Raw genomic sequence first — 26,725 nt, 5'->3', positions numbered from 1 at the left:
ATTCTATCATTTCGTTTTTTCTATTAATTGGAGTGCTTCGTAATCAGCCTCTGTATCGACATCGAATACTAGCCTCTTATCAGCACAGGGTAATAGCTTTCCCTTTTGGAGAAAATCACCTTGTAAAATTGCTTTTGCTCCTTTATCTCCACGTAACTCCATCAGTTCGTTGTACATGGAAGACGAAAAAAGGACAGGCGGCATGATTGTCTGTTCATATGTGGTAGCGACGAATCTGCACATCTGGTTGTTCTTCCTGCACGCAATCATTTCTTCGAGCATTTGGACGGTGATGAAAGGTTGATCCGCCAATATGACGATGATGGCATCCATGCCATCAGTTTGTGCTCGTTGAATGCCGTAGCGCAATGATTCGGATTGGCCATGATGTGCAGTTGGACACCTTATGAATGAGCATCTCGCATCTAGTTTCATTTCAGCGGGAAGCCAATCTGCATCGTCCTTATCCTTTGTAATGATATAGACTTTATCGAGCGATGATTTCAAAGCTGTTTCAAGCGCTAAGCTACCTACTGTCATGGTTCCAACAGGTAGTGCTAATTTATTACTCCCCATACGGCTGCTGTTTCCAGCGGCAAGATAAATACCTGCGATTTTCATGAAATTCCCCCGCGTCTAACTGCTATAAGTTCTGCTACAATACTAACAGCAATTTCCTCAGGTCCATCTGCACCAATAGAAAGCCCTATAGGTGAATGAATCCAATTGGGAATTTCTTCGCCTAGTAAACGTTCAGTTCGTTTTTTTGACCCTAAAATACCAAGGTACAATAATTGATGGTCGCGGAGTCTATGCATTAGTTTCGCATCCAACTGGAAATCATGCGTCATAATGACAACTGAATCGAGTGGACTTAAAGAGATATTGTCGATTAGTTTCTCGGTGTCGCCAACCTGAAAAGATACTGCAGTAGGAAAATGAATTTCATTACAAAGTGCACTCCGAGAATCAAGCAGATGAACCGCATACCCAACGTTTCCAGCAAGTCGTGCAAGCGGCCGTGCATCAACGCCTGCACCGATTATATAAAGGGCAGGTTGAGGCCATATAAGTTGAAAATACATGATTTCGTCTTCGTCGTCCTTACTTTTTTGTCCTACTTTGTTTTGAAACGGAGTGAAGGCATCTAGTTCGAAGGGGATTTCACTTTGCCAGTGGTCGAGGCAGTTTTTGCTTTCATTTAAAAATGCATAGTTGTCAAACTCACTTATTGATTGGATAAATAAAACGGGTTCCATGGCCAAGAACTGTTTGTGCATTAAGGTTAGAAAGTGCCGGAAATCATTATCGATATCGCGCACAAATACTGAGACAACTCCATTGCATCCCGCACCACGCCCCCAACCAAGGTCATCTTTAGCACTTAAGTCATAGTGAACAATTTCTACTTTTCCTGTATTAAACATTTCTATGGCACGATTATGTAAATCACTTTCAAGACAACCACCGCTGATGATACCTGTATGTGTACCATCCTCTTGAATGAGCATCCAAGTACCTTCTTTCCGGTAAGCTGATCCTTCCACCTGAATAATCATCGCAAGTACAACGGGTTGGGTATCAATCAAAACAATTTCAATCATTTGCTGAATCGATTGCAAATCCACACCTCATTTCTTTCCACCCACTGTCGCCATTTAGCTAACCTTCTATTCATTCTCTAATATCGTTACCACATTATAATCTGTCGTTGTTTTGGTTAGAATGCGAGAGAAGTATATAACTTTTCGGGGGTGTAGTATTTGGATAACTATTTACTTCCGGTCGTAGTCGGAATTGTTTTTGGATTTGTGGCACGAACACTCTTGTTACGTACTGATTTTCGGCAATACCCAACGTATCCGACAGGGCGAATCATTCACCTTTCCTTTGGTTTCATTGCGGCATTCATCGGTGCCGTAGCGATTCCAGCAGTGTTGGAATCTGATTGGACTGCCGTGACATTCCTTGGTCTTGCTGCTACACAGTTTCGTGAAGTTCGGAAGATGGAAAGGGAGTCACTTCAAAATATCGATAACTTCGAACTTGTAGAGCGTGGGACGCCATTTATTGAGGGGATGGCACAAGCGTTTGAAAGTCGGAATTATTTAGTGATGTTCACGGCTCTTATCACTACATTGTGTGCTGTGTTTTCCTTCTGGTTGGGAATTATCGGTGGGATTGTCATGCTAGTCATGGTGAAGTTCAATATGTCAGGACAGTTATTGAATGCAATCGCGGATGTTACAGAAGCAGAGATTCGTTTTGAAGGTCCGACGCTTTTTGTGGGTGATATCCTTATTAAAAATGTAGGACTGGAAGATACAAGAAAAATAATTACCGAAAAGGCAGTTGGTGCAATTATCATCCCGAAAAATCAAAACAGTATTGTCACTTTGTCCTTCCTAGGGCAGCGACAAGCAATGTTGCACCATGTTGCTACTGTACTGGGCAGTTATCTAGATTCCGGTGAACCGGCATTGATTCCACTTACGAAAAGAGATATGGAGGACGGGCGAATCGCATTGTTCTTTTTGCCGCGGGAAAAAGATTTCCATCAAATCAAGGCCGTATTAGACAATGTCCCCGTATTGGATAGTGCAATCCGGATGCCTAAAGAAGCGGATAAAGGAAAATAGGGGAACTAAATCTAAAATGCGTGACGTTTAAAGGACAGTAATCTGGAGTCTGTACTATAAGGAGTTGAGTGGTTTGGAAAATCAGCATGCAGAGATTGTCGCTATCATCACGATAAAACCAGAATCACTACAGGGCGGCGGCGCGCCTGTTTTCATTGTGAAAGATCAAAAGGAATTACAGAAAATCAGCATGACACTAGAGAAGATAATGGATGCTTCAGCGCATGAAGTTGACACGGATACACTTGTTATTGTTGCACGTTAAATTTTGTCCAGGAGGCGTTTGTGAATGACGAATAAAATATGGACAACGGTTGGCAAGTCTGAACAACGAATTGATGTGGTAGAAAAATCGACGGGCAAAGTTAGATATGTTGGGGATTATTCGGTACCTGGCCTAATGCACGCGAAACTTGTGAAAAGCACTCAAGCACATGCCTTGATCAAATCCATTGACACGACTGAAGCGTGGAAAATGCCTGGCGTGCGTGCAATCGTGACAGGAGAGGTTTTCCCATTTCATATTGGCCCGATTCTTGCAGACCGCCCACCATTGGCATTCGGCAAGGTGCGGTATTATGGGGAGCCGATAGCAATTGTTGTGGCGGATTCTGAACATCAAGGAAAACTGGCGGCAAACAAGGTAAAAGTAGAATACGAACCGCTCCCCGTCGTGAATTCAGTCCAGCAGGCATTCCAACCTGACGCACCATTAGTACATGACAATTCCGGAGACTATACAAAAATAATCGATAACGTCTATCCTGTTCCTGGTACAAATATCGGCAGTCACATTAAAATCCGTAAAGGAGATATCGGACCTATCTGGGCGAATTGTGCAGAAACGATATCGGCTTCTTATTCATTCAACCTTTCCGATCATGCCGCGATGGAAACGCGAAGTACCCGGGTGGAGATCAATCCGGACGGGAAAGTGGTTATCCATTCCTGTTCTCAATCCCCCTATATGATAAAAAAGGTATTTAACCAGTTTTTTAATATTGAAGTAGGTAATGTTATCGTTCACATCCCGTTGATTGGTGGTGCTTTCGGTGGGAAAGGAGCTATTCAATTAGAGCCAATTGCTTATTTGGCATCGAAAGCTGTCGGTGGGAAAATGGTCAAGCTACAGTATGAGCGCGAAGAGGATATGATAACCGCCCCGTGTCATATCGGACTTGATGCAACGATAAAACTGGGTGTGACGAAAGAAGGGAAATTGATGGCGGGACAGTATACCTTCCTCGTTGATTCAGGTGCTTATACAGACCATGGGGCGGGTATAACGCAGGCAATTGCACTCGATTGTACGGGGCCATATAATGTTCCAAATGTATGGTGTGACTCCTACTGCATGTATACGAATCATCCGTTCGCAACGTCATACCGAGGCTATGGGCATCCCGAGCTGACTTTTGCTGTTGAGAGAACGATGGACATATTAGCTAAGCAATTGAATATGGATCCGATTGAATTACGAATATTGAATGTGATTAAACCCGGAGACACAACACCTACCCAAACAGTACTCACTACAAATAATATAGGGGATACTGAAAAATGTATTATTCGAGTAAAAGAATTGATTGGCTGGGATGAAGGGCAAAGAATCGCAGTTGGTGAAAATTTAGTGCGCGCAAAGGGAATCAGTTTGTTTTGGAAAACGTCGAAGACTGCGACGAATGCCCAAGCAGGAGCAGTTATCACATTTGAACCAGATGGAGCCGTGAATTTAAACTGTGCTGCGATTGAGCTTGGACAAGGAACGAAAACCACCCTTGCACAGATTCTTGCTGAAAAGTTGAATATGCCGATGGATAAAATTCACGTGATCATGGAAGTGAATACACAATATGATCCACATCAATGGAGCACCGTAGCGAGCAGCACGACATTCTTGGCGGGACGTGCAGTACTAGCTGCCGCTGAAAGTGCAATTAAGCAAATGAAAAAAACGGCTTCCATCGTATTGCAATGTTCTGAAGAGGATTTGGAAGTGGGAGGCGGACGCGTCTATTTAGTACCTGACCCCGCTTACGGAGTCGAAATAAAGGACATTGCTTTAGGTTACACATTACCTAGCGGCCATGCGGTAGGCGCGCAGATTATAGGAACTGGTTCTTATATTCAGCGCCATTTGACACCGATGGATAAGGAGACTGGTTTCGGGAAACCGGGGTCATGGTGGTCTGTCGGTTCACAGGCGGTAGAAGTCGAATTGGATGAACGTAATTTCACGTACAAAATACTTAAAGCTGTCACGGTGCTTGACGGCGGTACCATTATTAATCCCATGATGGCGACGCAGCAAATGCGGGGCGGCATGTATTTAGGGTTAAGTTTTGCTAGCAGTGAATCGTTTCATTTTGATGAAAATGGGGTAGTAGAAAACGCGGATCTGCGCACTTATCATATGCTTCGTTACGGGGAACAGCCGGTAGAGTATTTGGTCGATTTTATCGAAACACCATTTGCGGACGGACCGTATGGTGCACGGGGAATCGGGGAACACGGAGTAATCGGTATGGCACCGGCGTTAGCGAATGGACTTTCCGAGGCTGCGCAAGTTGAATTGAACGAACTACCGCTCATTCCAGAATTAATATGGAAAACAAAGAAGGAGAGCGGACAATGATTGCATTCGATTTTAACTACTATAAGCCTTCAACCATTGCGGAAGCTATAGAGACGTATATTACAGCGACTAGTCTCCGGAAAAAAGTTATCTATTATTCAGGAGGAACAGAATTCATTACGTTCGCACGGACGAATAAAATGCATGCCGATGTGGTAATTGATATTAAAGGGATTCCTGAATGCAATATATGTGAAATCCAGGGAGGGCAGCTTATTATTGGTGCGGCGATTTCGTTAAATAAACTGGTGGAAACAAATCTGTTTCCCTTATTAAGCCAAACTGTTAAGCAAATTGCCAATCATTCTTCACGAAACAAAATTACGATAGGCGGTAATATAAATAGTCAATTGATATATCGGGAAGGCGTTTTACCATTTCTATTAGCGGATGCAAAGGTGAAGATCGCCTCACAGGGAGAAGAAAAAGTTGTTTCATTGAAAAAAATATTCGATCGAAAGATGACTTTAGATGAAGGCACATTCCTTGTTCAAATTATCGTCGATGCATCATTTATCGATTTGCCTTATCTTAGTTTGAAACGGACTCAAATGACTAAAGTGGGTTATCCTGTCGTCACTTTGGCGGCTTTGTTGAAAGAGAACCAAATCCGTGTCGCTTTTAGCGGGTTGTGTAGTTTTCCATTTCGTTCAAAGAAGATAGAAGCGATTGTTAATGATGATTCATTAACTGAGAGGGAGAGAATAGAACAAATAGCCTCTCATCTTCCAGCATCAATTGTGGATGACTCGCATGCATCCGCAGCTTACCGTGGATTCGTGTTAAAAAACCTGTTAGTAGATACGTTTGAAGTTTTGGAGGGGAAAAAGTGATCAATTCCATTGATACAACAAAAACAATTATTCAACTTCTTGTGAATGGTGAAACCCATGACGCGGTCATCCGGTCTGCCGATACGCTTTTGCATACATTACGCGAGCAACTTGGCTTAACTGGTGCAAAAAAAGCATGTGAAAACGGCGATTGTGGGGCTTGTACAGTCCTTGTAAACGGGGAACCAATGCATTCATGTCTATCCTTGTCAGTTGAAGCGGTAAATGAACCAATTATAACAATCGAGGGGTTGTTGGATTCTCCGGTTCAAAAAGCATTCATTGAGAAATGGGCCATTCAATGCGGCTACTGCACGTCAGGGTTTATCGTCAATGCACATGCCCTTATTGAAAAGCATCCTGACGCTGAAGATGAGACGATTGAAGAGTGGCTTCAGTCGAATCTATGCAGGTGTACGGGCTATCAGGAGATTAAAGAAGCAGTAAAAGCGGCGTTACTTGAAAAGAAAAACCTGCCTTCGACTGGTTGAATGAGTCGAAGGCAGGTTTTTAACCTTTTTTGAAGCTATTATTTCCACTATTTAGCGAGTGGATAAGCTGTAAGGTTTGCGCAGCCTGTTCGATTTGTTGCCGAACTTGCTCCAATTGTTGCTGAACTGCGGTAGTCGATTTGGTAACCGCAGTCCCTTGCATTTGAACCAGCAGCTGTGATGCTTGTTGAAGTTGATGCTGTGCTTGTTGCAACAATTGGAGGTCAGTCGTAGAAGTGCTCAACTGAATCGTTTGCATTGCCTGTTGCATTGCTTGTAGTGCTTGTTTCTTTTGACCTTGGAATTGTTGCTCCGTATGTGCTTGGTTCTTATCAGACAGTTGTTTCAAGAGGAAGACTCCTTTCGTTTGAAATAGACTTGTCCTCGTTAGTGTTAGTGAAATCAGTCCTTTTTAATCAATGATTATAGGGACAGATTTGACAATTCAAAACGATATAAAAATAACCCATCCCTGAGTAAATAGCTCATTAGGATGGGTTATTTAAGCTTATTGGTAAGCAGTTGTTACGCTGATTGAGTGGTCTTTTTTATTCTAATCAATCTAATTTCGCGTGAATTATGTCCGGAATACAAAAAAGATTCCTCAACCTTACCACTTTAATGTCATTAGTAAATGACAACATTCACCTGGATTTTCGTCGTTGTTTAATTCAATACGAATTCCAGTTGGACTAAAATATGTTTTGATTTTTAATGTGATGCCTGTTGATACAATTAATTCATCTACCTTTTTTGTATTTGATAGTTGTGCTGCTTCCATTAACTCATGTGCGAATTCTTTAGAGTTAACAATCTTGCTTGCTAATAAATCCGCTTGTTTCAATAATTCTTGAAATCTTAGGGCCGAAGTATTCAACACTTGCGTATTTATAGATGGAAAAGGACTTGGCGGTCTTAAAACGGTCTGTGGTTGAACATGCTCGTTGTACAGCCACCGTGGATTAGAATAAGGATTGGCCCAGTGTGGATAAGGGTTATAGTGCATAAGAGTGCCTCCATTCCAAGTATCGGGTATCCTATCCTATGTTCAGTGACTCTGTACGGTTAAGGTTATTGGAAGTATCGATAATGAAAACTAGCGTATTTTTCGGATAGTAAAGTTGTCTTCCAGTAACAACCAATTTTGCGGGAATGGGTAACCAAGAACCCAGTAACTAATTCCGCGTAAATTATAGTCCTTTACCACATCAAACTTTGCTTGTGCACTGCGGGCATCTTCGAACCAGACTTCGTGGTTACGCCCCTCTGCATCCGTGTAGCGATAAAATGGTGATTGCGCTATTGGGTCATATTGAATGGCCACCCCATATTGAATAGCCCGGCGAATTGCTTCCTGTTGGCTAAATGTTTCTGCCTCTTGTCCTTGCACATGAGGAAGTAACCAGTCGCGCGAATAGATTTGAAAACCAAACAAGATTTTGTTTCTTGGTATTACGGTAACAGCGTAATCCAGCACCCTTTTTATTTCATTTAGCGGTGAAATTGCCTGTGGAGGACCTAATCGATAACCCCATTCATAGGTCATCAATACGACGAAATCGACAATTCTTCCGTGTTCTGCGTAATCATGTGCTTCATATAACACCCCTTTTTGCTCATCGCTAATCTTTGGAGCAAGGGCTGTTGAGACGGAATAACCTTCCGGATGCAAGCGATCCACTGCACGCTTCAAAAATTGGTTATAGTTTTCACGGTCGGCCGGCAACACATTTTCAAAGTCAATATTTAATCCTTGATAGCCTTTTTCTTTCATGACTTTTAAAATATTTGTTAATAAAACATCCTGAATATCAGTACTTGCAAGGACTGAATGCGCCAGACTAGATCCAGCGGCCGTGGCACTGAAATTTGTAATGGCCATCACAGGAACAACTCTTTCGGCAGCGGCAGATTGAAGCATAGCGGTATCGTCGATGGTACTTAGCCCACCATCTTCACGAATCGTATAAACAAAAGGCATCCAATAGGTTAAATATTGGCCAACTTCTTGAATTTCCCTAGCGCCTGTTTCCCCAGTATTGATTGTGTAGGCATTCACATCAATAACTGGTTTATGGGCGGGGATGGTTAAAATAGTTTCGGATAAAATCATATTGGGATTTTGAATTTGATTTATCTTACTAATTTCTTCGACAGTTGTACCATAACGCTGTGCAATTTGTGTTAAATTCTCACCAGGTTGTACAGTATGTGTCTGAGTAGGTGTTGGAACGACTAGAGCCAGCCCACTTACTAGTTTGCTTGGACTTTCCAACTGGTTGGCTGTCACGATTTGAGTTACGGTGACGCCGTAACGTTGTGCAATCAACCATAATGTTTCCCCTGGATGTACTACATGAATTTGCATATAGTTCTCTCCTCATATATTCATCTCTTTTATGATATTCAAAAGGGACGGGGGATAGTATTGCAAGAGTGTGAAATACCTCTTTTTGTATTTTTGAAGGTATTATTCCCGCTGTTAAATGATTGAATATATATATATGTCACTACTTGTAGATAATCTCAGTAAAAAAGGACGGACTATGGCAATTAACGGACTTCCTAATCATGATATCTAATTACCCAGAATAGTTTTTCATAAATAAATTATTAAAATACCCATAAGATCTCCCCATGCCATCATTAGATAAAGAGAAAGAAGAATTTTCATTCTGGAGGTGGATGGTCATGGCGAAAAGAAACCGAGGAAAAGCAATAAAAAAGCTCCCTTCAAAAGGAAGAGGAGACTGTCCGTTGTGTACTCGAAATAGAATTAAGTTATTATACAATCATAAAACGGAAGCGAAAGAACTCATTAAAGTATGTAAAAACTGCAGGGATAGATAAGCTTACAAGGCTACTTTAAACGACTTTTTCATTTTAAATGTAAGGCATCTTTTTAGATGCCTTTATATTTACATAAAAATGATGATAGAGGTATAAATCTTTCATACAGGAATAGTGGAATTTGGGTTTGGAGGAACGTATGTATGGTATAATAGAAGAGTAATAGAATAGGTGACTCAAGGGTGGTCGGCTCACTTCCGTACGAAAGGGGGTGGTGCCAATGACAGTATTCGAATCGTTAATGTTTGCAATTTCTTTTGCAACATTGATCGTATTGGTACTTGCATTTAACCATAAAAAATAACCCATCCTTGAGTTAAAGGCTCGATGGGTTATCCCTGTCATTTTGCCAATCCCCTTGTAGGGAACCTGCTTATTACATTGACCGTTTGGTGTTAGCGCACCAAGCGGTCTTTTTTATTGTATTCTAATCTTATTCTTATTATACGTTTGAGGGGTTTAACTTTCAAGTGTTTGATTCGAATAAGCTTTTGGATATTTGTATTCTCGAATGAGCTCGGCAAACAATTTAATCATGTTGCGATGAAACCGCATGGTATATTTATGAAAAAGGGGTTGCTGTGTGTGAGGAATGAATTAACGATTAAGGAGCTTCAAACACGTAACGAAATTGTTGAAGCATATCCGATTATGAGGCAGTTGCGAACACATTTGGATGAAGATACCTACTTGGAATTAGTCTGTGAAGCACAGAGAAAGATCGTTACCAACTGTCTGTGTACAAAGTGAAAGGGATATCGTTGCAGTAATCGGTTTCAAGCCAATAATCACACTTTATTATGGTCGATTCATTTGAATTTGTGATTTGGTGACGGATACCACGAAACGGTCTAGTGGGTATGGGGAGAAGTTACTTACCTATGTCCATAAGTGGGCAAAAGACAACGGCTATGAAAGTGTTGCGCTGTCATCAGGCTTGCAACGAACAGACGCACATAGGTTCTATGAAGAGAAAATGGAGTATGACAAAGTGAGTTATGTATTAAAAAAGTCGTTAGAATAGATATTTAAGATAAACAGGGAAGTTAGGTGGTGTATTACTTGGATAACGAATGGTTAGTCATCTGGTTTAATAACAGCGGGACGGTATGAAGTATGAAATCTGAAGAGACTATCGTTGGGGAAGTACTGGCAGACAAAAGTGGAAGAGTTATTTCATCATGAACTATTAGTTAATCTAAGAACGTCTGTATGGTATAATTAAGAGGTAATAGAATAGGTGACTCAAGGGTGGTCGGCTCACTCCCCATGAAAGGGGGTGATGTCGATGTCAGTTTTTGAAACGTTAATGTTTGCTGTAGCTTTCGCAACTTTAATTGTGTTGATTCTGTCATTTAACCATAAAAAATAACCCATCCTTGAGTTAACGGCTCATAGGGATGGGTTATTCTCACTCCGTAAGTGCTGATCCCCTTGTAGGGAACCGACTATTGCATTGATTGATCGATGCGACAACATCGATCAATCTTTTTTTATTCTAGTCAAGCTATATCCTCATTATACGTTTGAATTGCGCCCCTGACAACTTATTAGTATATTTGGATTTAAGTAAATAGCTTAAAGGGAATAGTTCCGATCTTTACCACCCTAGAAACTCACTTATTATTTTACATCGCTTACTAGCTGACTTCCAAATTTTTCTATACTCGAATTGGCTTCTTGTTAAAATCTACTTGAGTTTTCAGCTTCACGCAAGTTGACGAGGCAGGCGGTGTTATCACCCATGAATCAATGAAAAAATAAGGAGTGATTTAATTGAAGGTCGCATTTTTTGATAGGGATGGGACTATTATTGAAGACTATCCTGACCACAAGTGGACGGATATAAAGAATCCTGTGTTTTTAGCCGATTCAGTTCAGACTTTAAAGAGCGTTGACCAAAGAGGCTATGAAATAATTATCATCACGAACCAATATCTAATAAACGAAGGATTTATATCATTAGAGCAGTACCATGACATTACAGCAAAGATGCTATATGAATTATCATGTCATAAAATAAAAATCCTGGATGTATTTCACTGTCCTCACAGTAGGGATGAAGGTTGTGATTGTATAAAACCTCAAACCGGGATGATTATGAATGCAATACTGAAATACCCAAATATTAATATTGATCAATCATTTATGATTGGCGACTCAATCGTTGATGTAGAACTAGCTATCAACATGAAGATGAAGGGGTTTGGAATAGGGGTAGGTTCATCTTCCAATATGAAAAACATTTACGTTCTGGACAATCTCAAAGAGGTACTCGCTTATATATAAATTCACTCCTTATAAGATATGTAATCGCCTTTCCTCTTTATCAGCCATCATTTCGTATTCTTAACCAGTGATGACTCTAAGAGGCGAGACGAAACTACAACTTCGAGTGAGGAAATTGTATAATTAGACAAAAGCGTAGGAAAGCATTTTAGGAATTGTCTATTGGAATAATAATAATCCTATCTGATCCAACGGGAAAAGGGGTTATAAAATTGAACGCTATGAATAATGAATCAATTCCAATCAACTTAGTAGCTGATTTTGATGAGTTTGTTAGCTATATAAGCGGACATGTAGTTCAGCTAACAAAGGCAAAAGAGTACAAATCAAGAAAGCATCTGCCCGCGATTAATGAACGTATGACCATAAGAACCAAGGATTGTACATCGTATACTGAACAGGCCTATTATTCTTTCATCCATTTCATCTATCACTTGGCTTTAAGCGGATGTTTGCTGGAAAAGGTGTCGGTAAAATCGGGACCGCTCCAACTGAAAGTAACAGAAAGAATGGATTTGTATAAAGAATTAACAGATGTAGAAAAATACTTTTTTTACTCGAAACGTTCTGGGTCGATGTGAATTGGGCGAGACTTCAGGATAAACAACATAATTCAATAGCTTTAACGCTCCCCGAAGTGTTTTCTATATTAAGTCGGGATGAGCCAGGACGAACTTGGGTAGTGAAGAACCCAAAACCGATGTCGGGCGGATACTAGCAAGTTGTACATATGATTGGTATTACTTCAATCTCTATTTTGAGTGGTTGGGTTTATGGATTTGCGAAGAGGATGTAGAACGTAAAGAACAACGTGATAGCAAAAGTGTATATTACGCCAAAAAGATTGAGGTTACGCAGTTCGGTACTCAAATGATGCCTATTTTACTTATTTCGCGAAACGTATGTGCATGGAATATCGCGTTGCGTCGGGAAGATGGAGAGTTCAATGTTATACCAGGTTCAATATTAGATGGGAGATTCGGTGCGTATTTATCCGATGAAGACCAAAGCGCCCAGCCATTTTTTCAACCTTTTATAAATTTATTTTCAAAAGATGAATTGATGCATACCTTGCCTAGAAACCGAAAGCAATTCATTGATGGTCGTTACACGTTTAAGGTTTCACTAACAAATAAAATATGGAGAAAACTAACTTTTTCAGCTAAGCATACAATGGACGATTTCCATCAAATCATTATCAAAGCATTTGAATTTGACGATGATCATCTGTATTCTTTTTTCATGGATGGTGAAAAATGGTCACTTGATTGTATCGCATCTCCTAATGATGACTTTGGTCATGCGGATGCTTCTAAAATACAAATTTGTGCTGTTGGTTTTATCACGAGGCAAAAGTTTCTGTATATTTACGATTATGGTGACGAATGGACATTTTTAATAGAAGTAGATGACATAAACGAGAATGCTGAACAAATACTTAATCCTTATGTGCAAGAGACAAGGGGAGAGGCACCAGAGCAATACAGTGACTTCTACTAATTAAAGTAATTAATGAGTAATCACTAACACCATGGAGAAAGGCGAGTGTTTTCAAATGACTATACCAATTAACCAAAGAAAATCAGAGCATATTCAAATCACGTTGAATGAGCACGTAACGGGTGACACTATCACAACCGGCTTCGAGAAGGTTAAATTTATCCATAATGCGTTGCCTGAAATCAATTTCAATGATATCGCAATCGATACGACATTTTTAGGTCATGATTGCAAAACACCATTTATTATCAGTTCGATGACGGGCGGGGCTGCCTTTGCAGAAACAATTAATCGGAATCTTGCCGAAGCTGCAGAACAAAGAGGCTGGGGATTAGCTTTGGGTTCGACACGAGCGCTGATAGAAAGTGCGGAACATCGAGCTTCTTTTCAAGTAAGGAAATATGCACCGAGCATCCCGATAATCGCTAATTTAGGCGCGGTTCAGCTTAACTATGGCTTTGGCGTAGATGAATGTCGCCGAATCATTGACATAACAGAGGCGAATGCACTTGTCCTCCATTTGAACAGTATTCAGGAAGTGATTCAACCAGAAGGAAATACGGATTTCAAAGATTTATTGGAGAAAATTGAACGACTTTGCAGTGAGTTGGGAGTGCCAGTTGGTGTGAAGGAAGTTGGGTGGGGAATTGACGGGGCCACAGCTAAACGTTTATGCGATGCAGGCATTTCCTTTATCGACGTAGCGGGGGCAGGCGGCACATCATGGAGTCAGGTCGAAAAGTTTCGTTCAACATCTACAGTAAAGAGAAAAGCAGCTGAAGCGTTCAGTGATTGGGGCATCCCAACAGTCGAATGCATTACTTCGGTAAGGGGTAAAATTGTGGAGCAACCAATAATCGCAAGCGGTGGAATGCATACTGGCCTAGATGGAGCCAAAGCCATTGCACTTGGTGCAGACATGGTCGGATTCGGCAGATCGATTCTGAAGGAAGCCACGCAGTCTATGGAGGATGTCTTGGAAGTGATGGAAACGAGGGAATTGGAACTACGGATGGCAATGTTCGGTATAGGGTCGGCTTCGCTGGCTGAGTTGAAAGAGACGGATAGGGTTAGTTACCAGAATCACGTACGTTAAAGCCTTTATATGTCCTTAACGCAATTCAAATAATGAATTAGAGTTGTCTTTACATGATGTAAAGGCGACTTTTTTCATTTTTAGTTAGCGAACTATTTAATTATAATAACAAAGGAAAGGGGCTATTTGTTGAAGAATAAATTTTTCGTGATTCCATTGCTAATTGCAGTTACGTTCGGTGTAATCCTTAGTTTGAAAGCTTTCCCAAAACAATATACGGTTAATTTAGTAGGAGTAAAATATCAGTTGGGGGCGGAAAATAATTACTTCACGAAGCCTATAACTATACATATTGACGGGAAACTATATCAGAGTATCACAGGATCCAAAACCTTCAAAGGAACCATTGATATAGATGACGAGAAGATACCAGTACCGGAAGATCAAAGGGGGTTAGAAATAAGTTTCTAGATAACGGTGGAGGACACATCGTATATGGTTATATCGAAAATGGACGTCCAGGCACATATGGTTATGGGGTACTTTATACGAATAGTAACTTTAGTGAAGTTACCGTTGCCACATTTCAAAAGAATGAGACGGTTCTATCTAATCGTGGTTGGTCATCTGAAAATGGTCAAATGTTAACCGCACCTGCTGTTAATAGGAGCGAAGCTTTGAAGATTCCGAACGAATTAATGCAAAATTATTTAAAAGGCAATACGTTAAAATGATCCAATATTATGCAGACATCATATGCAATTTTAGTGGGTAGTGAAATTACAGTTCAAACAACGAGTGGCCGTTATATATGAAGTAGTCACAGAATGGTCTAACAGTAGATACTCTAATTAATCGGGTTAATCTACAATAGGAGGAGTAAATTTGATGACTAAAATCAATCACCAATGGCGCATTACAAAGTATAATCCTGACTTTAGAGATAAGGATGGCTATTATACATTAGTAGAGGAGTGGACTTGTCCTTCTGAAATAGGAAAGACGATTAATGGGAATGAATTTACTTTAGAGGAGTATCTTCGGGTCGAAGCTGCATATGTGGACACGGTTATACGATTTTTAATCGATAGTAAACGTAACACATTGAGAATTCTACGGTTAAATAAAGTCGATATATCACAGGGAGATAAATGTTCTGACCTGTATGAGCTAGGATTCGAAGATGTAAAATTAGAAGAAGATGCGGTTGTAACCATAAAAGAAATTCGGACTATTTGTAAGATGATTTTACGGAATTTTTCATCTTGCGAGTTCTATTCTAAAGATAACTTTTTTGTTCATTTTGGTTGGGATTATTATATGTATATTGGGACCAGCGAAAATTCGTTGTCTGCAATTGATTTTGCTAAAAGAAGTGGTTTATTTGTTGAGCCATTTACTTCACCCTATAATTTATCCGAGGAAGATACTATAAGGTCGGTTGAATGGAATGAAATTGCAGCTGATAGTAAATTGATTGTAGGTGGGGAAGAGCTTAATGCGGTGCCTTTGGATGAATATCGTAGGATTTTTAATTTGTCAGAAGAGCATCCGGTGATTGGTCGATTCGATATAACAATAGAACGAAAGGATTTCTTTCAAAGATCATTGAAACATAAGATGGATTTCACTAAATATGAATATTATTTTTGGGGTGAAAGTTAAAATCGTTTAGACTGCCTAAGCCCATTAGATATACTTGGACCATCTATCGTATCTATCAGAATGGGATTAAATTTTGCATTAACTATTAGACTTTATGGAGAAGAGGTAAATTTGATGGGAAAAGAATTTCCGATAATTGGAACTAGAAGATTAATCTTAAGAGAAGTAACAGCAGAGGATGCTAATGATGTGTTTAAATATCTATCGGATAAAGAGGTTGTGACACCTATGGGGTTAGCACCTTGCCAAACAGTAGAAGATGCTCAGAATGAAATAAGGTGGTATAAATCGATATACGAAGATGGTACAGGAATTAGATGGGGGATTACGCTAAAAGACTCTGGTGAGGTTATAGGAAGTTGTGGCTTTCTTAATATGCTTACCAAACATCATCGAGCTGAAGTCGGATATGAATTAAGCAAAGATCACTGGGGTACAGGGATTGCTAGTGAAGCATTGGAAGCCGTTGTTAAGTATGGCTATCAACACTATCAGTTAGAAAGAATTGAGGCTTTGATTGAACCGACGAATCTCCCGTCACAAAAGCTAGTAGAAAAGCAAGGATTTAGAAGAGAGGGATTACTGAGACATTATGAATTTACTTGTGGTAAATTCGATGATTTATATATGTACTCAATCATAAAAGCAGATCTCAATATTGACTACATAGATACTAAGTAATAGTGAGGAAATACAAATGGCGGCGGAAGAGAATGCGCTTATTAAGGAATTCCGCTTTATTGTCAATTACTTAGGTCAAATCGGTAAAAGCATTATAAAAGAAAGAAGGTCCATTGCTAATAAAATAGCAATGGACCTTCTTTTCATGGGAAATGTACTCAATAAATTGGAAACCCCATATATAAAATATTGATCAATGAGCTATTGTGAGTTTAAGTAAGTCGATAATAGTTCATACAATCCAACGCCTTAATTGGTAATGGCACGTAAGACAATCGAGAAGACGCTTTTGGGCAATTAAAATGAATTTTGATAAGGCGGCCTAACAGACTCTTTATGAAGTCTCGAAGTCGATCAATTAAGTGCACCTTAACTCTATTAACATCATCAAAAAAATAAGGCGCTAAGTTCGGTCAACTCAAAATGCGTATTGATATTGTGAACCACGATATAGTGGGGGCGGAAATGAAAATAGGGGAGCATACAGCGTTTATCCAACTAACATCAATCATGTAACATTTCCAATACAGTAAACGTTTGTTATATTAGCGAATTAAAAGAACACTAATTAAAAACACAAAGTGACTGAACGGCAGAAGAAAAACAACTATTGTTTAATGAGGTTGAAAGTAAGTTAACTGTTGAGGAAATTTAAGTTTTGAAGGTTTTAACTAACAATGTGTTCAAACGATGTTAAATCTTCATCGCAGACCAGCGTACAAGCTCGTATAAGCAGGCAATCTCAAAAAAGGATATAAGTAGCCTATTACGAAGAATCAGATGCTCTACAGCTCGTAGGAGTACAAATTAATGAGAAGGCGGCGGAAGCGAAAGTCTTCCGTAATAACGAAGCAGAATTGTTAAATAAGGGAATGCTATTTTTTTTAGCAATCCTACTGCAGGCGAAAACATTGGTCTATACGGCTATTCATTGTGGAAAAACCAAGAGCACACGTGGTTTTGGTTTTGGGGTAAATTGGATTATTCTAATTTAAGTGCCGAAATCACGAGGGTTGAACGTATGTTCCTATCGGTAGGAACATAATTGAGAGGTAAGAAACCATGTTCGAAATCTATTGTGGAAACAAAACGATATTTTAAACAAAACCAGTCTATATTATCCAAGTAGAAAAGTTATTTTAGATTCTTTTGTTTAAAAACTCGTAATTTGGGTATATATAGCCCGAATAGAACATTAGTTCTATACCCTGCAAATGAGCATATTTTGTTGAGGGTATTGAATGTAATCAACGAAAAATCGTTCATTTATTAAGAAATGGCTCATCTATCAAGCTAATAGGAGGGAAGTGAAGGCTGTGTCGAGAAATCCAGGTATGACAGACGAAGCCATTATTAAAATGTATAAAAGTGGCATGTCGTTTAAAGAAATGGGTCCAATCGTCGGCCTGTCCGATCGGGCAATTCGGAATGTGATGTATAAGCATGGGATTTCAATGAATCGAGAACAATACTCTGGCCAACCTAGAAAGCATAAAGTGAATGAAGACTATTTTAAAGTATGGACACACGAAATGGCTTGGGTGTTAGGTTTATTCGTGACAGATGGGCATGTGAATAAACAACTCCATAGCATATACTTTTCTCAAAAAGATGAACGTATTCTTCAATTGATTGCCAAGTACATGGAGGCAGACTATGTGCTTGCAGCTACAGGGCCAACAAAAACTACACCAACTTTAATCATTAATTCTAAAGAGATTAAAAAGGATCTTAAAATGTTGGGGATAATTTCTAATAAATCATTATCAGTTCCATTTCCCAATGTGCCAGAAGAATATTTAGCGTCGTTTGTAAGAGGCGTTATTGATGGGGATGGCTGGGTACAAAAATCAGGTTACGTTATGAATGTTACGTCAGGCAGTCAGGATTTTGCAGCTAGGCTCTTGTTCGTATTTCAATCATGGCAATTACGTTCAGAAATTACGATAACAGTAAGTCCGGCTGGAAATTATATTTATCGTATTTGGGTAAAAGGCAAATACGAGCTTCCAAAACTTGCGGAAATTATATATAATAATGCAGCATCTGATAATTTTATCTTACACAAAAGACAGCGAATGTCACAACGTTATTTCATATAGTAAGTAAAGAGTCCAGAATTAAATTTGAAATTTGATAAGGAGTGAATTAATTATGTGGAAGCTTGTAGATGGCAGATTGATTCAAACGACGGATACAGCAAGGACCAATTTTGTCACTAATATTAGTCAGTCAATATTGGAAGATCTTAGATCCGTTGCAAAAGAAAATAACACGCATGTTAACTATTTAATTGAAAGTGGATTACAGTCATTATTGTCTGAAAATCAAATCTCATATAATAAAGATACTCGGCCAAAAGATCGAATAGCATTCAATAACAGCTGTGATAAAGAATTGCTTAATGAGGTTAAGCAGTTTGCCAAAGCGCATAAGTTATTCCTAAATGATGTGATAGAATATAGCGTTCAGTTCATAGATGTTGAAGATGCAAAGAAATCTAGTCATAGATACAGGATAGAGCTATGAATTTACGAGTTCATAGAACTACATGGTCATAATATATATTATCGGTAGTTGCGTTTCATTCGATAAGTATACTTGAAACAGTGAGATAAAACGGAAATTGTACAATGACAAGAATGTTTAAACTAAATGTTTAAACTAACTAAACAAGAAAACCTATACTAATTAGACTTTCTTGTTTAGTTTATTTGTACAAAACCCTATGGATTCATTGGTTAACACTTATTTATTCAGGCATCTAATAAATATTAGCTAATCCATTTAATTTTCAATCGTCTTTCGTCATCTTAATTACAAGACCCTGATAATTACTAACGCTACCCATTTGTCATCCATACAGCAAAAACACTGTACCACAGACTGTTACGAGAGTTTTCATGAAAGTTGAAAATGTTAAAGTATTACGCCTGAAAAGTCCCCTTTTAATACTTCTTTTTCATCCTGATTTTCACATACAAAAGATGCAGTAATAGCTGTTCTATTGTTTTTATTTTCTTGCCTTTCGTATTTTTCGATTTTAACTTCACAAATTATTGTATCACCAGTAAAAACAGGCCTTAAAAACTCAAAATTCATCGTACGAGCTAGCACATTATTGTCTCCACCTACTTTTGTTGGCAAAGTTGCCGTTAGTAACCCTTGAACTACAAGTCTTCCTTGTTCATCTGGGGTCAAGTGATGAATCCCTTCATCACCTGAAATCTCTATAAATAATTCAACATCCCTTACTGTAAATGACCGTTCAAACGTAATTATATCTCCTACTTTTAATGGCATATAAATTTCCCCCCTTGAGAGCGGTATTCAACTATCCTTCTTCGTTATAAAAAGAGACTATTACTATCAGGTAAGATTCAACAGTTTTCCATCCACTTCCCACCTATTTTATTTATGTGAGAAAGTAATGGGGTTCCCAATCTTTAGGTTTTATGTTCTTATTCATCCATTTCTCTTGTGGTGCTTGGTATGGCGCGGTAGCGATTAAATAATTGTTGTGCCAGCTAGCTGCACCGGAACGAATCATTTCATCGAGCAGGATTTGAATAAATTCTTCTGGCTGAACCTGGAAAGAGTAGCGTGCAAAATCTTGGAACCAGCCACATTTTAGTAGATAGTTACCGATATCTTCTTTTGCCAATCCGTTTTTAATGATTAGTGTGAATGAAAAAATCCTCTTGCAGGCATGCCATGAAACTTTGTCTGGCATACTAAGCCACTTTTCAAACCGTTTCCTCGCTGCATCAATGGCGGCCAGGGGATTCTCCATTTGAGGTCCATGCCCTGAATATGCCTGCTGAATCCGGAGCATAGACAACCGATCCAAACTTTCTAGTGATCGTTGGATAGATGAAACACCTTCGCGAAAGATATTCAACCATCCGATATCATTTTTGTGAAAGAGATCCCCGCAAATTAATATCTCTTCTTCAGGTTCATATAAAGAAATATGCCCTAACGTATGTCCAGGTGTATGCAGGACATTGAAGGTTCTCCTTCCCGTATTAATCTCATCGTTATCCAAGAGCCTTAGATCGACCCGATAAGGTTCCACAGGCTGATCTAACCATTCTGAACCGCATGCTTCAGTATCACAAGAATTAATTAAATCGGCTTCCCATTTATGAGCAGCAATCTTAACGCCATAATTTTTTTGAAGTTGATAATTGCCGCCTACATGGTCACTATGATAGTGCGTGTTAACGATGAGATGTAATTCTTCTGGTGAAACACCTTCTTCTTTAATTAATAGCTCAGTATCTTTCACATCACTTCCAAAACCAGTATCAATAAGAATCGGGAGCTGATCCTTAATAAGAATCATATTTGCACTTGGAAATTTTCTTTCAAAGAAAATAATATTGGATTTTTTCAGAAGCCATTCCTCCTTAAATTCAATGACTAAACAATTCTTTCTGCCATATCTGTCTAGTAGTATTTCAGCATGCCCTTCCATTAACGTTGGTGTTGGTGATGCAATAATAATTAATGCGAAAATCTTTTCTTTAATTTAAATGAGACATATATTCAAATGCCGTTATTCCATAGACGCTTTTAAAGTGTCTATTAAAATGGGTTAAATCAACAAAACCACATTCAGCTACTGCTGAATAAATATCTCCATTTTTACCCAATAACTGCTTTGCATGTTCTATCTTGCAGTTAAGAAAGTATTGGTATGGTGTGATACCAGTATGAGCCTTGAATAACCTGATAAACTGGAACTTCGATATATTAAGCTCTGCACATATCTCGTCAAGTTTAATGACAGTTTCCAAGTTGGTATGCAGCATATCTTTTGCTATTCTAATTAGAGAGTCGTCTTTTTTAGTGTCCGTAGAAAGATTAGTTTGAATTAGGCTATCTGTGAGGGATATGAGTAATTCACTGCACAAAGTCTCGTCTTTTTCATTTAATATCGCATGGGATAGACGTAATACTCTTTGTTCAAGTCCATGATCATACACAATGGGGGTTGAAAAACACACCAAATCCTTTTTCTTAATGACCTCCAACAGCAGTTGTTGATCAATATAGAGCATGACATAATCAAGGCCTGTCTCATCATGTGCCTGTTCTGGATTAAAAAGCATCACACCATTTTGATAGGATAATTGTAAACTGCCATCTAAATTGTACTCTTGAATACCACGCAATGTTACCCCTATTGCATACTCCTGGTGAGAGTGCTTTTTATATGTAAAGTCAGTGATACTTGCAGCCAACGCAGTAATACCCGCCGATTTTTTATAGACAAATTTGTCCATTTAATTCACCTCAACATTAGCATTCCTACAGCCATATCATGATTGCAGCATAAACTAAAAATAATGCCATAATTATATTAACAACTTTTTCATGCTTCTGTAAAAATTTCTTGAAGATTGTACCGAAAAGAACCCATGTCATAAATGCTAAAAACCCAATAACTGTTATAACTATAACACTTATTGTTACCGCAGGAATTGCGGTATAATAGGGCAAAATAAAGCTAGGAAATACAGTCATTGTAAATGTTACTACTTTTGGATTTAAAAACTGCATGAGAAATCCTGACATAAAGGTCCCAGTCTGGTTTACGGTTTGTTTTGATTTATCCGTTTTACAGATTTGATAAGCAAGAAAGAGCATATAAATGCTTCCGATTATCTGCATAACAATCAAAATTTTTGGAATTACCGTTATAAGCATTGTATTCAACATAGCAGATAGGGCAAGCAATAAACCAAAAGCAATCGTTGCTCCATATGTATACTGCATTGCCCTTTTTGTCCCATGCTTATTCACTGTGGATAGTATGTCGATATTAGTCGGTCCTGGTGTGAAAGTAATAATAAAACAGTATATTAAAAAAGATGTAATATTCATGAGTAAACTCCTTTTCACGTTTTCTCATGTAACTATACATCTTTATATTTAGTGGCTATAGTATGTTATTGCAGGATTAAAGCTTCTGTAATGTTAACTCTACAAATTCAGGTTGCCTATATGTTGTATTTCATTCTGTAGCACAGATTAAAAGACGGGTTTTACTAGTCATTGGGGAATATATGTGGTGAACTCGGACCTCGTGTCCAAGTGTTTAGAGGTTCCTGTCCTTGTATAAAAAACTTAAAAAACGTTCATCAAGCATTTACCGATGCTTGATGAACGTTTTTTAAGTCACTCTATGCTGATTTAAAAAAGTAAATCAGCTGAACTTCATTACAAATCCTGTACTTTTAGCAGTAAAACCATTATTCAAATAAAATGAGTGAGCAGATTGCTATTTAACTTCGATAATCTTTTAGTTACTTCCCTTTCGGTTGTTTCATACCCTAATTCAGACATAAGAGAAATTATATCAGCTAAATCTGTTCCATGTGCATATCGTATTAATACCATGTAATCACCCCTTTCAAAGTAAAGTAACCTGCACCTATTACATCGATAAATACCAACATAAATCTCTTCTTCCCTATTGATTAAGTTACATTACTTAGTTCCCTCAATCTGCTTCTTCATAATAATGTTTATGCCGCTGACTAAAGACTTGAATACAAAGCAACAGCGTCATGACTACTGCGATACTAGCGAATCCAATAGCTGCCGTTTGTAGTGAGAACCACTCAGACATCAGTCCTAGGGTAAAGGTAAATACAATTTGCATAAAGCTTTGGAGCATCGACGCCAAACTACCAAAACGTCCCATGATCGCTGTTGGTACGTTTTTCTGGTAAAAAGTATCATAGCCTGCATTGCAAAATGCCATAAAGAATCCTAAAAAGATAAAGGCCACTGTTGCCGTCAAAAAATCAACTGTACTGTAGAACAACAAATAGCCAACTGCTGTTAAGACCATTCCAATACCTAAATACAATTGCAATGAGAAGCGCTTTGCAAAGGCGGCTGAAGCCGCTGCGCCTATTAATGCACCTACACCTGCAATACTGACGATGAGGCCATATAATTGGTCAGACTGTGCTAGATCCTGCTTGATAAATGTGACCTCTTGGGAATCTAATGCAAAAGCAATCATAAGCGAGGTCTGGAACAGCAAATAAACCTTCATAAAATAAGGATCCTGCTTAATGAACCCTTTTACAACTTGCCAATCAGAAATCAGTATCTTCAAAGTAATTGGCTCTCGTTGATTTAAGTTTTCATTTTCTACGTCAGGCAACCTTGCAATACAAAATGCACAGAAAAAGAACGTAACCGCGTTTAAAATCACACACCAAGTTGTACCAAATAAGGCGATGAGTACACCGGCTAGTGCTGGTCCGATTAAAAATGAACCTGAATTCATCATACTCATGATCGAGTTAAAACTTCTTCGATCGGTTTCAACCACGAATTTTGTGATATAAAAGGTCGAACTTGGACCAAAAAATGCTCCAGCGATATTTGTCGCAAATAGAATGGAGTAGACAATCCACAGCGAATCAAGAAATGGAACAAGTAAAATAAGCGAACCCCTTAGGACATCTGCTAAGACCATCAATTTTCGTTTATTAACACGATCGATGATGGAACCTGCCCAGAAATTTGTCAGCATTCGTGCAATTGGTCCGACAATGTAAATCCCTGCGACCGCAGCCGCTGAACCAGTCATATCAAGTACTAAAATATTTAACGCAATTAAATAAACCCAGTTTCCAAAAAATGAAACGCCTATACCACTTAACAGAAGTGAGTACTTCTTCCAAATTTTCATTGAAATCTCCCTGTATTCTTCGATGCCCTAAACTTCTAATTTAAGCTTACCAAATTTGGGTGGTTAGAAATAGTTAGTTTTGGGGCAATAATGTGGATATTATGGGGTGAAAAGTTGAACCCCACTTGATTAAGTGGATAAATTCTGCTAAAAAGCTTATAATTAAAGAGTATAGAAAGGAGTCGTTTAGTGTGAAGGAAATTCAATTAAATTCTCCTGAGTTTAACCGCGTATTGAAAAATATGCAGCTTGAAAACTTACATTTAAGTCATTCGCTGCAACAAAAAGCTCTTGAAATTGTCAATTCGGGTATTCCAGTAACGCCTGCTTTGATTAAGGAAGCTTTGGCAAATGGCGAAATACAATGAATTTGAAAATGATGATTATCTTTTAACGACAAATTTGTTAGGTATGACAAATTTTGCTGAGCTTGAGCAGGCTGAGGCGTTTACTTTCTCGATTCGTGCAACTCAAATTGAACAAGGTGCATACAACATCATGGCTTTTTCATTCACCAATTTTGTCGGACTTCACCGCCATCTATTCCAAGACATTTACTCGTTTGCAGGACAATTCCGAGATGTGCAATTGATGAAAGGTAATACGCGTTTTTGCCAAGTACAATATATGGAGGCATACGCGTCTAGTTTATTCACTCAATTAGACAATGAACCTGACTGGGATACTCTAGAGTATGCAGTTAAAAGGTTGGCTTATTTCAAATCAGAGCTGAATATGCTACATCCATTTCGTGAAGGCAATGGTCGAACAATTCGTATTTTCCTAGAAGCCTTTGCGAAGTCCAAAAGATTTCTATGGACATATGACAAAATCGATCGTGACGAATACATGCGAGCTATGATACGTGCAGTAACAAGTGAAGATTTCCTTGAAAAGTTATTGCTAGATACATTAAAACCCATAGATTAAATGCCGACGAACTTCCAAAATGGAAAGTTCGTTTTTTACATTATGTATAGAAAAAACCGCAAAAAGTTAAATACTTTTTGCGGCGATTTGTTTGGGTTGTTCTAATATGATATTTCTTTTTTTCATCTGAACAAAGAAAATTGCTGTCATGCTTAAACTGATTAATCCGAAAATGATAACCATTGATTGCAATCCGATAATATCGAGAAATGCACCTGCTGTTAGTAAAACGACCTGGAACATAACCCGTTCTAACATATTGCGGAACGAGAAGAATCGGCCATGGTACTCTTTTGGCATCTGTTTCTGAAATATAACCATTGCTGTTGGGAAAAAACAACCTAAGGCAAATCCAAGTACGGCAAAAGCACTTAACGTAATTACTATACTGTCTGCAAAAAAGAGCATGAATTCTGCTACTGCTACCATCGTTGCAAAGGAAAATAAGATTGTCGTCGTGCGCCATTTTTTAGAAATATACTTCACGGCAAATGTTCCGACCATGAATGCTACCCCTTCAAATGTATAAATAAGTCCTTTAATCGATGCAGAATCCTGGATTTCACTAATATTAATGACAATTAGATTGAATGATCCGATGAAAAGCAATGGAATAAGCGTCATAATGAGTGTCATGCCGACAGCAGGATATGCTTTCAACACAGGAAAAACTTCCATGAATCCACCCTTGTTACCCACCGATTTCACTTTGGCCTCTCTTCCCTCTCCCTCATCGATGCGCAACATCATTGTAAATAGTAGTAGGGCCCCGTAAGCAATCATAGATATCCAGTAGAGCGACATAAGCGACCAGTAGACGAGCATAATGCCCGCTAAGGCCGTGCCAAGCACACGTGAGATCGTAGCAACGTTCATATGCCACCCATTCATCGTCAGCAAATCATCATCTTTGACGACAAGCGGAATGGTTGCCTGCAGTGCAGGGAAGTAAAAGGTAGCAGATAGTTGAATGCTAACCATGAATGCAACCATCCACCAAACAGATCCGGTTGATATAGCAATCAGCATAAAGATAACACTGAGCATACGCCCTGCGCCTGATATAAGAAGTACGGTTTTTTTCTTTGATTGGTCTATGATTTTCCCTGCTAGCGGTCCCGCAATAATTCCCGCAAGAAGTCCTGCTGACATTATTAGTGCTTTAACGAAATCGGAAGGGATTTTTTCTTGCATAAACTCGAGATTTCCGATTATTCCCGTCCATAATCCTAAGCCTGCAATCATTTCCCCCGTTAATATTATCCAAATGTTTCTATTTTTCCACATACCCTATCCCCGTTCTATTATTAATAATTACTCAAAAAGTTCACACTTTTATAGGGTGTGCCATATTCTATATAGGTTGAAGAATTGAATGCGGTATATAAACTAGCGTAGGCGCCTGACAGTGGTAGCCGAAGCGTAATTCAATGAAATCAATCATTCAACCTATCTA

The 26,725-nt window shown here is 38.8% G+C and carries 31 protein-coding genes; 19 read left to right on the top strand and 12 right to left on the bottom strand.

The features are described from left to right. Positions 1 to 6 precede the first annotated feature (6 nt). Both ACGLYD_RS08370 and ACGLYD_RS08365 read right to left on the bottom strand, forming a co-directional pair. Positions 7 to 621, bottom strand: coding sequence for an NTP transferase domain-containing protein (locus ACGLYD_RS08370; RefSeq protein ID WP_399632366.1), 615 nt, complete (start codon positions 619 to 621; stop codon positions 7 to 9). Further along, positions 618 to 1,622: an XdhC family protein gene (locus ACGLYD_RS08365; protein WP_399632364.1), complete on the bottom strand. Its 1,005-nt coding sequence runs from the start codon at positions 1,620 to 1,622 to the stop codon at positions 618 to 620. Before ACGLYD_RS08365 ends, ACGLYD_RS08370 begins: the two co-directional genes overlap by 4 nt. Before the next feature lie 141 nt (positions 1,623 to 1,763). Here ACGLYD_RS08365 and ACGLYD_RS08360 point away from each other — a divergent pair, with 141 nt between their 5' ends. From ACGLYD_RS08360 to ACGLYD_RS08340, 5 genes are all read left to right on the top strand, one after another. Next, complete coding sequence (locus ACGLYD_RS08360; protein WP_067209359.1) at positions 1,764 to 2,639, top strand: YIEGIA family protein; 876 nt, start codon at positions 1,764 to 1,766, stop codon at positions 2,637 to 2,639. 73 nt (positions 2,640 to 2,712) lie between these two features. Further along, entirely contained in the window at positions 2,713 to 2,904 is a 192-nt protein-coding gene (locus ACGLYD_RS08355; RefSeq protein WP_067209356.1) for a capping complex subunit for YIEGIA, read from the top strand. A gap of 24 nt (positions 2,905 to 2,928) precedes the next feature. Then, the gene (locus tag ACGLYD_RS08350; protein WP_399632360.1) at positions 2,929 to 5,274 is read left to right on the top strand and encodes a xanthine dehydrogenase family protein molybdopterin-binding subunit; all 2,346 of its coding nucleotides are present in this window, start codon (positions 2,929 to 2,931) and stop codon (positions 5,272 to 5,274) included. Next, positions 5,271 to 6,107 (top strand): FAD binding domain-containing protein, encoded by an 837-nt coding sequence (locus ACGLYD_RS08345; protein WP_399632357.1) that lies wholly within the window; start codon positions 5,271 to 5,273, stop codon positions 6,105 to 6,107. The genes ACGLYD_RS08350 and ACGLYD_RS08345 overlap by 4 nt, the downstream gene beginning before the upstream one ends. Next, positions 6,107 to 6,598, top strand: a complete 492-nt coding sequence (locus ACGLYD_RS08340; protein ID WP_082786816.1) for a (2Fe-2S)-binding protein — start codon at positions 6,107 to 6,109, stop codon at positions 6,596 to 6,598. Before ACGLYD_RS08345 ends, ACGLYD_RS08340 begins: the two co-directional genes overlap by 1 nt. A gap of 19 nt (positions 6,599 to 6,617) precedes the next feature. Here ACGLYD_RS08340 and ACGLYD_RS08335 read toward each other — a convergent pair whose 3' ends face one another. From ACGLYD_RS08335 to ACGLYD_RS08325, 3 genes are all read right to left on the bottom strand, one after another. Next, positions 6,618 to 6,947 carry a hypothetical protein gene (locus ACGLYD_RS08335; RefSeq protein WP_399632354.1) on the bottom strand — a complete coding sequence of 110 codons (330 nt, stop codon included), beginning with the start codon at positions 6,945 to 6,947 and terminating at the stop codon, positions 6,618 to 6,620. A 261-nt stretch (positions 6,948 to 7,208) separates the two neighbouring features. Beyond that, positions 7,209 to 7,604 carry a hypothetical protein gene (locus ACGLYD_RS08330; RefSeq protein WP_399632352.1) on the bottom strand — a complete coding sequence of 132 codons (396 nt, stop codon included), beginning with the start codon at positions 7,602 to 7,604 and terminating at the stop codon, positions 7,209 to 7,211. A 90-nt stretch (positions 7,605 to 7,694) separates the two neighbouring features. Next, positions 7,695 to 8,966 carry a LysM peptidoglycan-binding domain-containing protein gene (locus tag ACGLYD_RS08325; protein WP_399632349.1) on the bottom strand — a complete coding sequence of 424 codons (1,272 nt, stop codon included), beginning with the start codon at positions 8,964 to 8,966 and terminating at the stop codon, positions 7,695 to 7,697. A gap of 1,067 nt (positions 8,967 to 10,033) precedes the next feature. On the opposite strand from ACGLYD_RS08325, the gene ACGLYD_RS08320 reads away from it, so the two are divergent. From ACGLYD_RS08320 to ACGLYD_RS08265, 12 genes are all read left to right on the top strand, one after another. Next, positions 10,034 to 10,198 (top strand): hypothetical protein, encoded by a 165-nt coding sequence (locus ACGLYD_RS08320; RefSeq protein ID WP_370569870.1) that lies wholly within the window; start codon positions 10,034 to 10,036, stop codon positions 10,196 to 10,198. Positions 10,199 to 10,277: 79 nt separating this feature from the next. Further along, positions 10,278 to 10,472 carry a GNAT family N-acetyltransferase gene (locus ACGLYD_RS08315; protein WP_370569869.1) on the top strand — a complete coding sequence of 65 codons (195 nt, stop codon included), beginning with the start codon at positions 10,278 to 10,280 and terminating at the stop codon, positions 10,470 to 10,472. 752 nt (positions 10,473 to 11,224) lie between these two features. Next, positions 11,225 to 11,737: an HAD-IIIA family hydrolase gene (locus ACGLYD_RS08310; RefSeq protein WP_067209342.1), complete on the top strand. Its 513-nt coding sequence runs from the start codon at positions 11,225 to 11,227 to the stop codon at positions 11,735 to 11,737. A 212-nt stretch (positions 11,738 to 11,949) separates the two neighbouring features. Next, complete coding sequence (locus ACGLYD_RS08305) at positions 11,950 to 12,318, top strand: hypothetical protein (RefSeq protein ID WP_399632344.1); 369 nt, start codon at positions 11,950 to 11,952, stop codon at positions 12,316 to 12,318. A 94-nt stretch (positions 12,319 to 12,412) separates the two neighbouring features. After that, positions 12,413 to 13,237, top strand: a complete 825-nt coding sequence (locus ACGLYD_RS08300) for a plasmid pRiA4b ORF-3 family protein (RefSeq protein ID WP_399632342.1) — start codon at positions 12,413 to 12,415, stop codon at positions 13,235 to 13,237. A gap of 55 nt (positions 13,238 to 13,292) precedes the next feature. Beyond that, positions 13,293 to 14,333 (top strand): type 2 isopentenyl-diphosphate Delta-isomerase, encoded by a 1,041-nt coding sequence (gene fni / locus ACGLYD_RS08295; protein WP_187044850.1) that lies wholly within the window; start codon positions 13,293 to 13,295, stop codon positions 14,331 to 14,333. Between the two features lie 129 nt (positions 14,334 to 14,462). Further along, positions 14,463 to 14,744, top strand: coding sequence for a hypothetical protein (locus ACGLYD_RS08290; protein WP_399632339.1), 282 nt, complete (start codon positions 14,463 to 14,465; stop codon positions 14,742 to 14,744). A 417-nt stretch (positions 14,745 to 15,161) separates the two neighbouring features. Further along, complete coding sequence (locus ACGLYD_RS08285) at positions 15,162 to 15,938, top strand: hypothetical protein (RefSeq protein WP_338656686.1); 777 nt, start codon at positions 15,162 to 15,164, stop codon at positions 15,936 to 15,938. 114 nt (positions 15,939 to 16,052) lie between these two features. Continuing rightward, entirely contained in the window at positions 16,053 to 16,619 is a 567-nt protein-coding gene (locus ACGLYD_RS08280; RefSeq protein ID WP_067209327.1) for a GNAT family N-acetyltransferase, read from the top strand. 16 nt (positions 16,620 to 16,635) lie between these two features. Beyond that, positions 16,636 to 16,812 (top strand): hypothetical protein, encoded by a 177-nt coding sequence (locus tag ACGLYD_RS08275; protein WP_156476021.1) that lies wholly within the window; start codon positions 16,636 to 16,638, stop codon positions 16,810 to 16,812. Positions 16,813 to 17,935: 1,123 nt separating this feature from the next. After that, the gene (locus ACGLYD_RS08270; protein WP_187044848.1) at positions 17,936 to 18,721 is read left to right on the top strand and encodes an LAGLIDADG family homing endonuclease; all 786 of its coding nucleotides are present in this window, start codon (positions 17,936 to 17,938) and stop codon (positions 18,719 to 18,721) included. Positions 18,722 to 18,773: 52 nt separating this feature from the next. Continuing rightward, the gene (locus ACGLYD_RS08265; RefSeq protein ID WP_067209323.1) at positions 18,774 to 19,148 is read left to right on the top strand and encodes an rRNA methyltransferase; all 375 of its coding nucleotides are present in this window, start codon (positions 18,774 to 18,776) and stop codon (positions 19,146 to 19,148) included. Between the two features lie 390 nt (positions 19,149 to 19,538). Here the strand turns inward: ACGLYD_RS08265 and ACGLYD_RS08260 are convergent, their stop codons facing one another. The 6 genes from ACGLYD_RS08260 to ACGLYD_RS08235 form a co-directional block, all read right to left on the bottom strand. After that, positions 19,539 to 19,922 (bottom strand): MaoC family dehydratase N-terminal domain-containing protein, encoded by a 384-nt coding sequence (locus ACGLYD_RS08260; RefSeq protein WP_187044846.1) that lies wholly within the window; start codon positions 19,920 to 19,922, stop codon positions 19,539 to 19,541. 112 nt (positions 19,923 to 20,034) lie between these two features. Further along, the gene (locus ACGLYD_RS08255) at positions 20,035 to 21,099 is read right to left on the bottom strand and encodes an MBL fold metallo-hydrolase (RefSeq protein ID WP_399632334.1); all 1,065 of its coding nucleotides are present in this window, start codon (positions 21,097 to 21,099) and stop codon (positions 20,035 to 20,037) included. A 49-nt stretch (positions 21,100 to 21,148) separates the two neighbouring features. Then, positions 21,149 to 21,910, bottom strand: a complete 762-nt coding sequence (locus ACGLYD_RS08250; protein WP_399632331.1) for an AraC family transcriptional regulator — start codon at positions 21,908 to 21,910, stop codon at positions 21,149 to 21,151. Positions 21,911 to 21,935: 25 nt separating this feature from the next. Next, positions 21,936 to 22,511: a LysE family translocator gene (locus ACGLYD_RS08245; protein ID WP_067209315.1), complete on the bottom strand. Its 576-nt coding sequence runs from the start codon at positions 22,509 to 22,511 to the stop codon at positions 21,936 to 21,938. A gap of 372 nt (positions 22,512 to 22,883) precedes the next feature. Next, positions 22,884 to 23,027 (bottom strand): hypothetical protein, encoded by a 144-nt coding sequence (locus ACGLYD_RS08240; protein ID WP_156476020.1) that lies wholly within the window; start codon positions 23,025 to 23,027, stop codon positions 22,884 to 22,886. 103 nt (positions 23,028 to 23,130) lie between these two features. Continuing rightward, complete coding sequence (locus tag ACGLYD_RS08235) at positions 23,131 to 24,339, bottom strand: MFS transporter (RefSeq protein WP_399632328.1); 1,209 nt, start codon at positions 24,337 to 24,339, stop codon at positions 23,131 to 23,133. 191 nt (positions 24,340 to 24,530) lie between these two features. Here ACGLYD_RS08235 and ACGLYD_RS08230 point away from each other — a divergent pair, with 191 nt between their 5' ends. Beyond that, positions 24,531 to 24,707, top strand: a complete 177-nt coding sequence (locus ACGLYD_RS08230; protein ID WP_149579513.1) for a Zn-dependent hydrolase — start codon at positions 24,531 to 24,533, stop codon at positions 24,705 to 24,707. Then, positions 24,691 to 25,269, top strand: a complete 579-nt coding sequence (locus ACGLYD_RS08225; protein ID WP_399632325.1) for a Fic/DOC family protein — start codon at positions 24,691 to 24,693, stop codon at positions 25,267 to 25,269. Before ACGLYD_RS08230 ends, ACGLYD_RS08225 begins: the two co-directional genes overlap by 17 nt. Positions 25,270 to 25,335: 66 nt before the next feature. Here ACGLYD_RS08225 and ACGLYD_RS08220 read toward each other — a convergent pair whose 3' ends face one another. Then, complete coding sequence (locus ACGLYD_RS08220; RefSeq protein WP_187044838.1) at positions 25,336 to 26,556, bottom strand: MFS transporter; 1,221 nt, start codon at positions 26,554 to 26,556, stop codon at positions 25,336 to 25,338. Positions 26,557 to 26,725 lie beyond the last annotated feature (169 nt).

Source organism: Sporosarcina sp. SG10008 (genome assembly GCF_044569405.1).
Taxonomy (GTDB): Bacteria; Bacillota; Bacilli; order Bacillales_A; family Planococcaceae; genus Sporosarcina; species Sporosarcina psychrophila.
Note: the sequence above shows the minus strand (reverse complement) of the source record. Positions and strands in the feature narration are given on the sequence as shown.

What these genes read in the sequence shown, in the direction of transcription:
- ACGLYD_RS08370 (WP_399632366.1), bottom strand. Translation starts at nt 621, where the DNA reads ATGAAAATCGCAGGTATTTATCTTGCCGCTGGAAACAGCAGCCGTATG.
- ACGLYD_RS08350 (WP_399632360.1), top strand. Translation starts at nt 2,929, where the DNA reads ATGACGAATAAAATATGGACAACGGTTGGCAAGTCTGAACAACGAATT.
- ACGLYD_RS08345 (WP_399632357.1), top strand. Translation starts at nt 5,271, where the DNA reads ATGATTGCATTCGATTTTAACTACTATAAGCCTTCAACCATTGCGGAA.
- ACGLYD_RS08330 (WP_399632352.1), bottom strand. Translation starts at nt 7,604, where the DNA reads ATGCACTATAACCCTTATCCACACTGGGCCAATCCTTATTCTAATCCA.
- ACGLYD_RS08325 (WP_399632349.1), bottom strand. Translation starts at nt 8,966, where the DNA reads ATGCAAATTCATGTAGTACATCCAGGGGAAACATTATGGTTGATTGCA.
- fni (WP_187044850.1), top strand. Translation starts at nt 13,293, where the DNA reads ATGACTATACCAATTAACCAAAGAAAATCAGAGCATATTCAAATCACG.
- ACGLYD_RS08285 (WP_338656686.1), top strand. Translation starts at nt 15,162, where the DNA reads ATGACTAAAATCAATCACCAATGGCGCATTACAAAGTATAATCCTGAC.
- ACGLYD_RS08280 (WP_067209327.1), top strand. Translation starts at nt 16,053, where the DNA reads ATGGGAAAAGAATTTCCGATAATTGGAACTAGAAGATTAATCTTAAGA.
- ACGLYD_RS08275 (WP_156476021.1), top strand. Translation starts at nt 16,636, where the DNA reads ATGGCGGCGGAAGAGAATGCGCTTATTAAGGAATTCCGCTTTATTGTC.
- ACGLYD_RS08265 (WP_067209323.1), top strand. Translation starts at nt 18,774, where the DNA reads ATGTGGAAGCTTGTAGATGGCAGATTGATTCAAACGACGGATACAGCA.
- ACGLYD_RS08260 (WP_187044846.1), bottom strand. Translation starts at nt 19,922, where the DNA reads ATGCCATTAAAAGTAGGAGATATAATTACGTTTGAACGGTCATTTACA.
- ACGLYD_RS08255 (WP_399632334.1), bottom strand. Translation starts at nt 21,099, where the DNA reads ATGGAAGGGCATGCTGAAATACTACTAGACAGATATGGCAGAAAGAAT.
- ACGLYD_RS08250 (WP_399632331.1), bottom strand. Translation starts at nt 21,910, where the DNA reads ATGGACAAATTTGTCTATAAAAAATCGGCGGGTATTACTGCGTTGGCT.
- ACGLYD_RS08245 (WP_067209315.1), bottom strand. Translation starts at nt 22,511, where the DNA reads ATGAATATTACATCTTTTTTAATATACTGTTTTATTATTACTTTCACA.
- ACGLYD_RS08240 (WP_156476020.1), bottom strand. Translation starts at nt 23,027, where the DNA reads ATGGTATTAATACGATATGCACATGGAACAGATTTAGCTGATATAATT.
- ACGLYD_RS08235 (WP_399632328.1), bottom strand. Translation starts at nt 24,339, where the DNA reads ATGAAAATTTGGAAGAAGTACTCACTTCTGTTAAGTGGTATAGGCGTT.
- ACGLYD_RS08225 (WP_399632325.1), top strand. Translation starts at nt 24,691, where the DNA reads ATGGCGAAATACAATGAATTTGAAAATGATGATTATCTTTTAACGACA.
- ACGLYD_RS08220 (WP_187044838.1), bottom strand. Translation starts at nt 26,556, where the DNA reads ATGTGGAAAAATAGAAACATTTGGATAATATTAACGGGGGAAATGATT.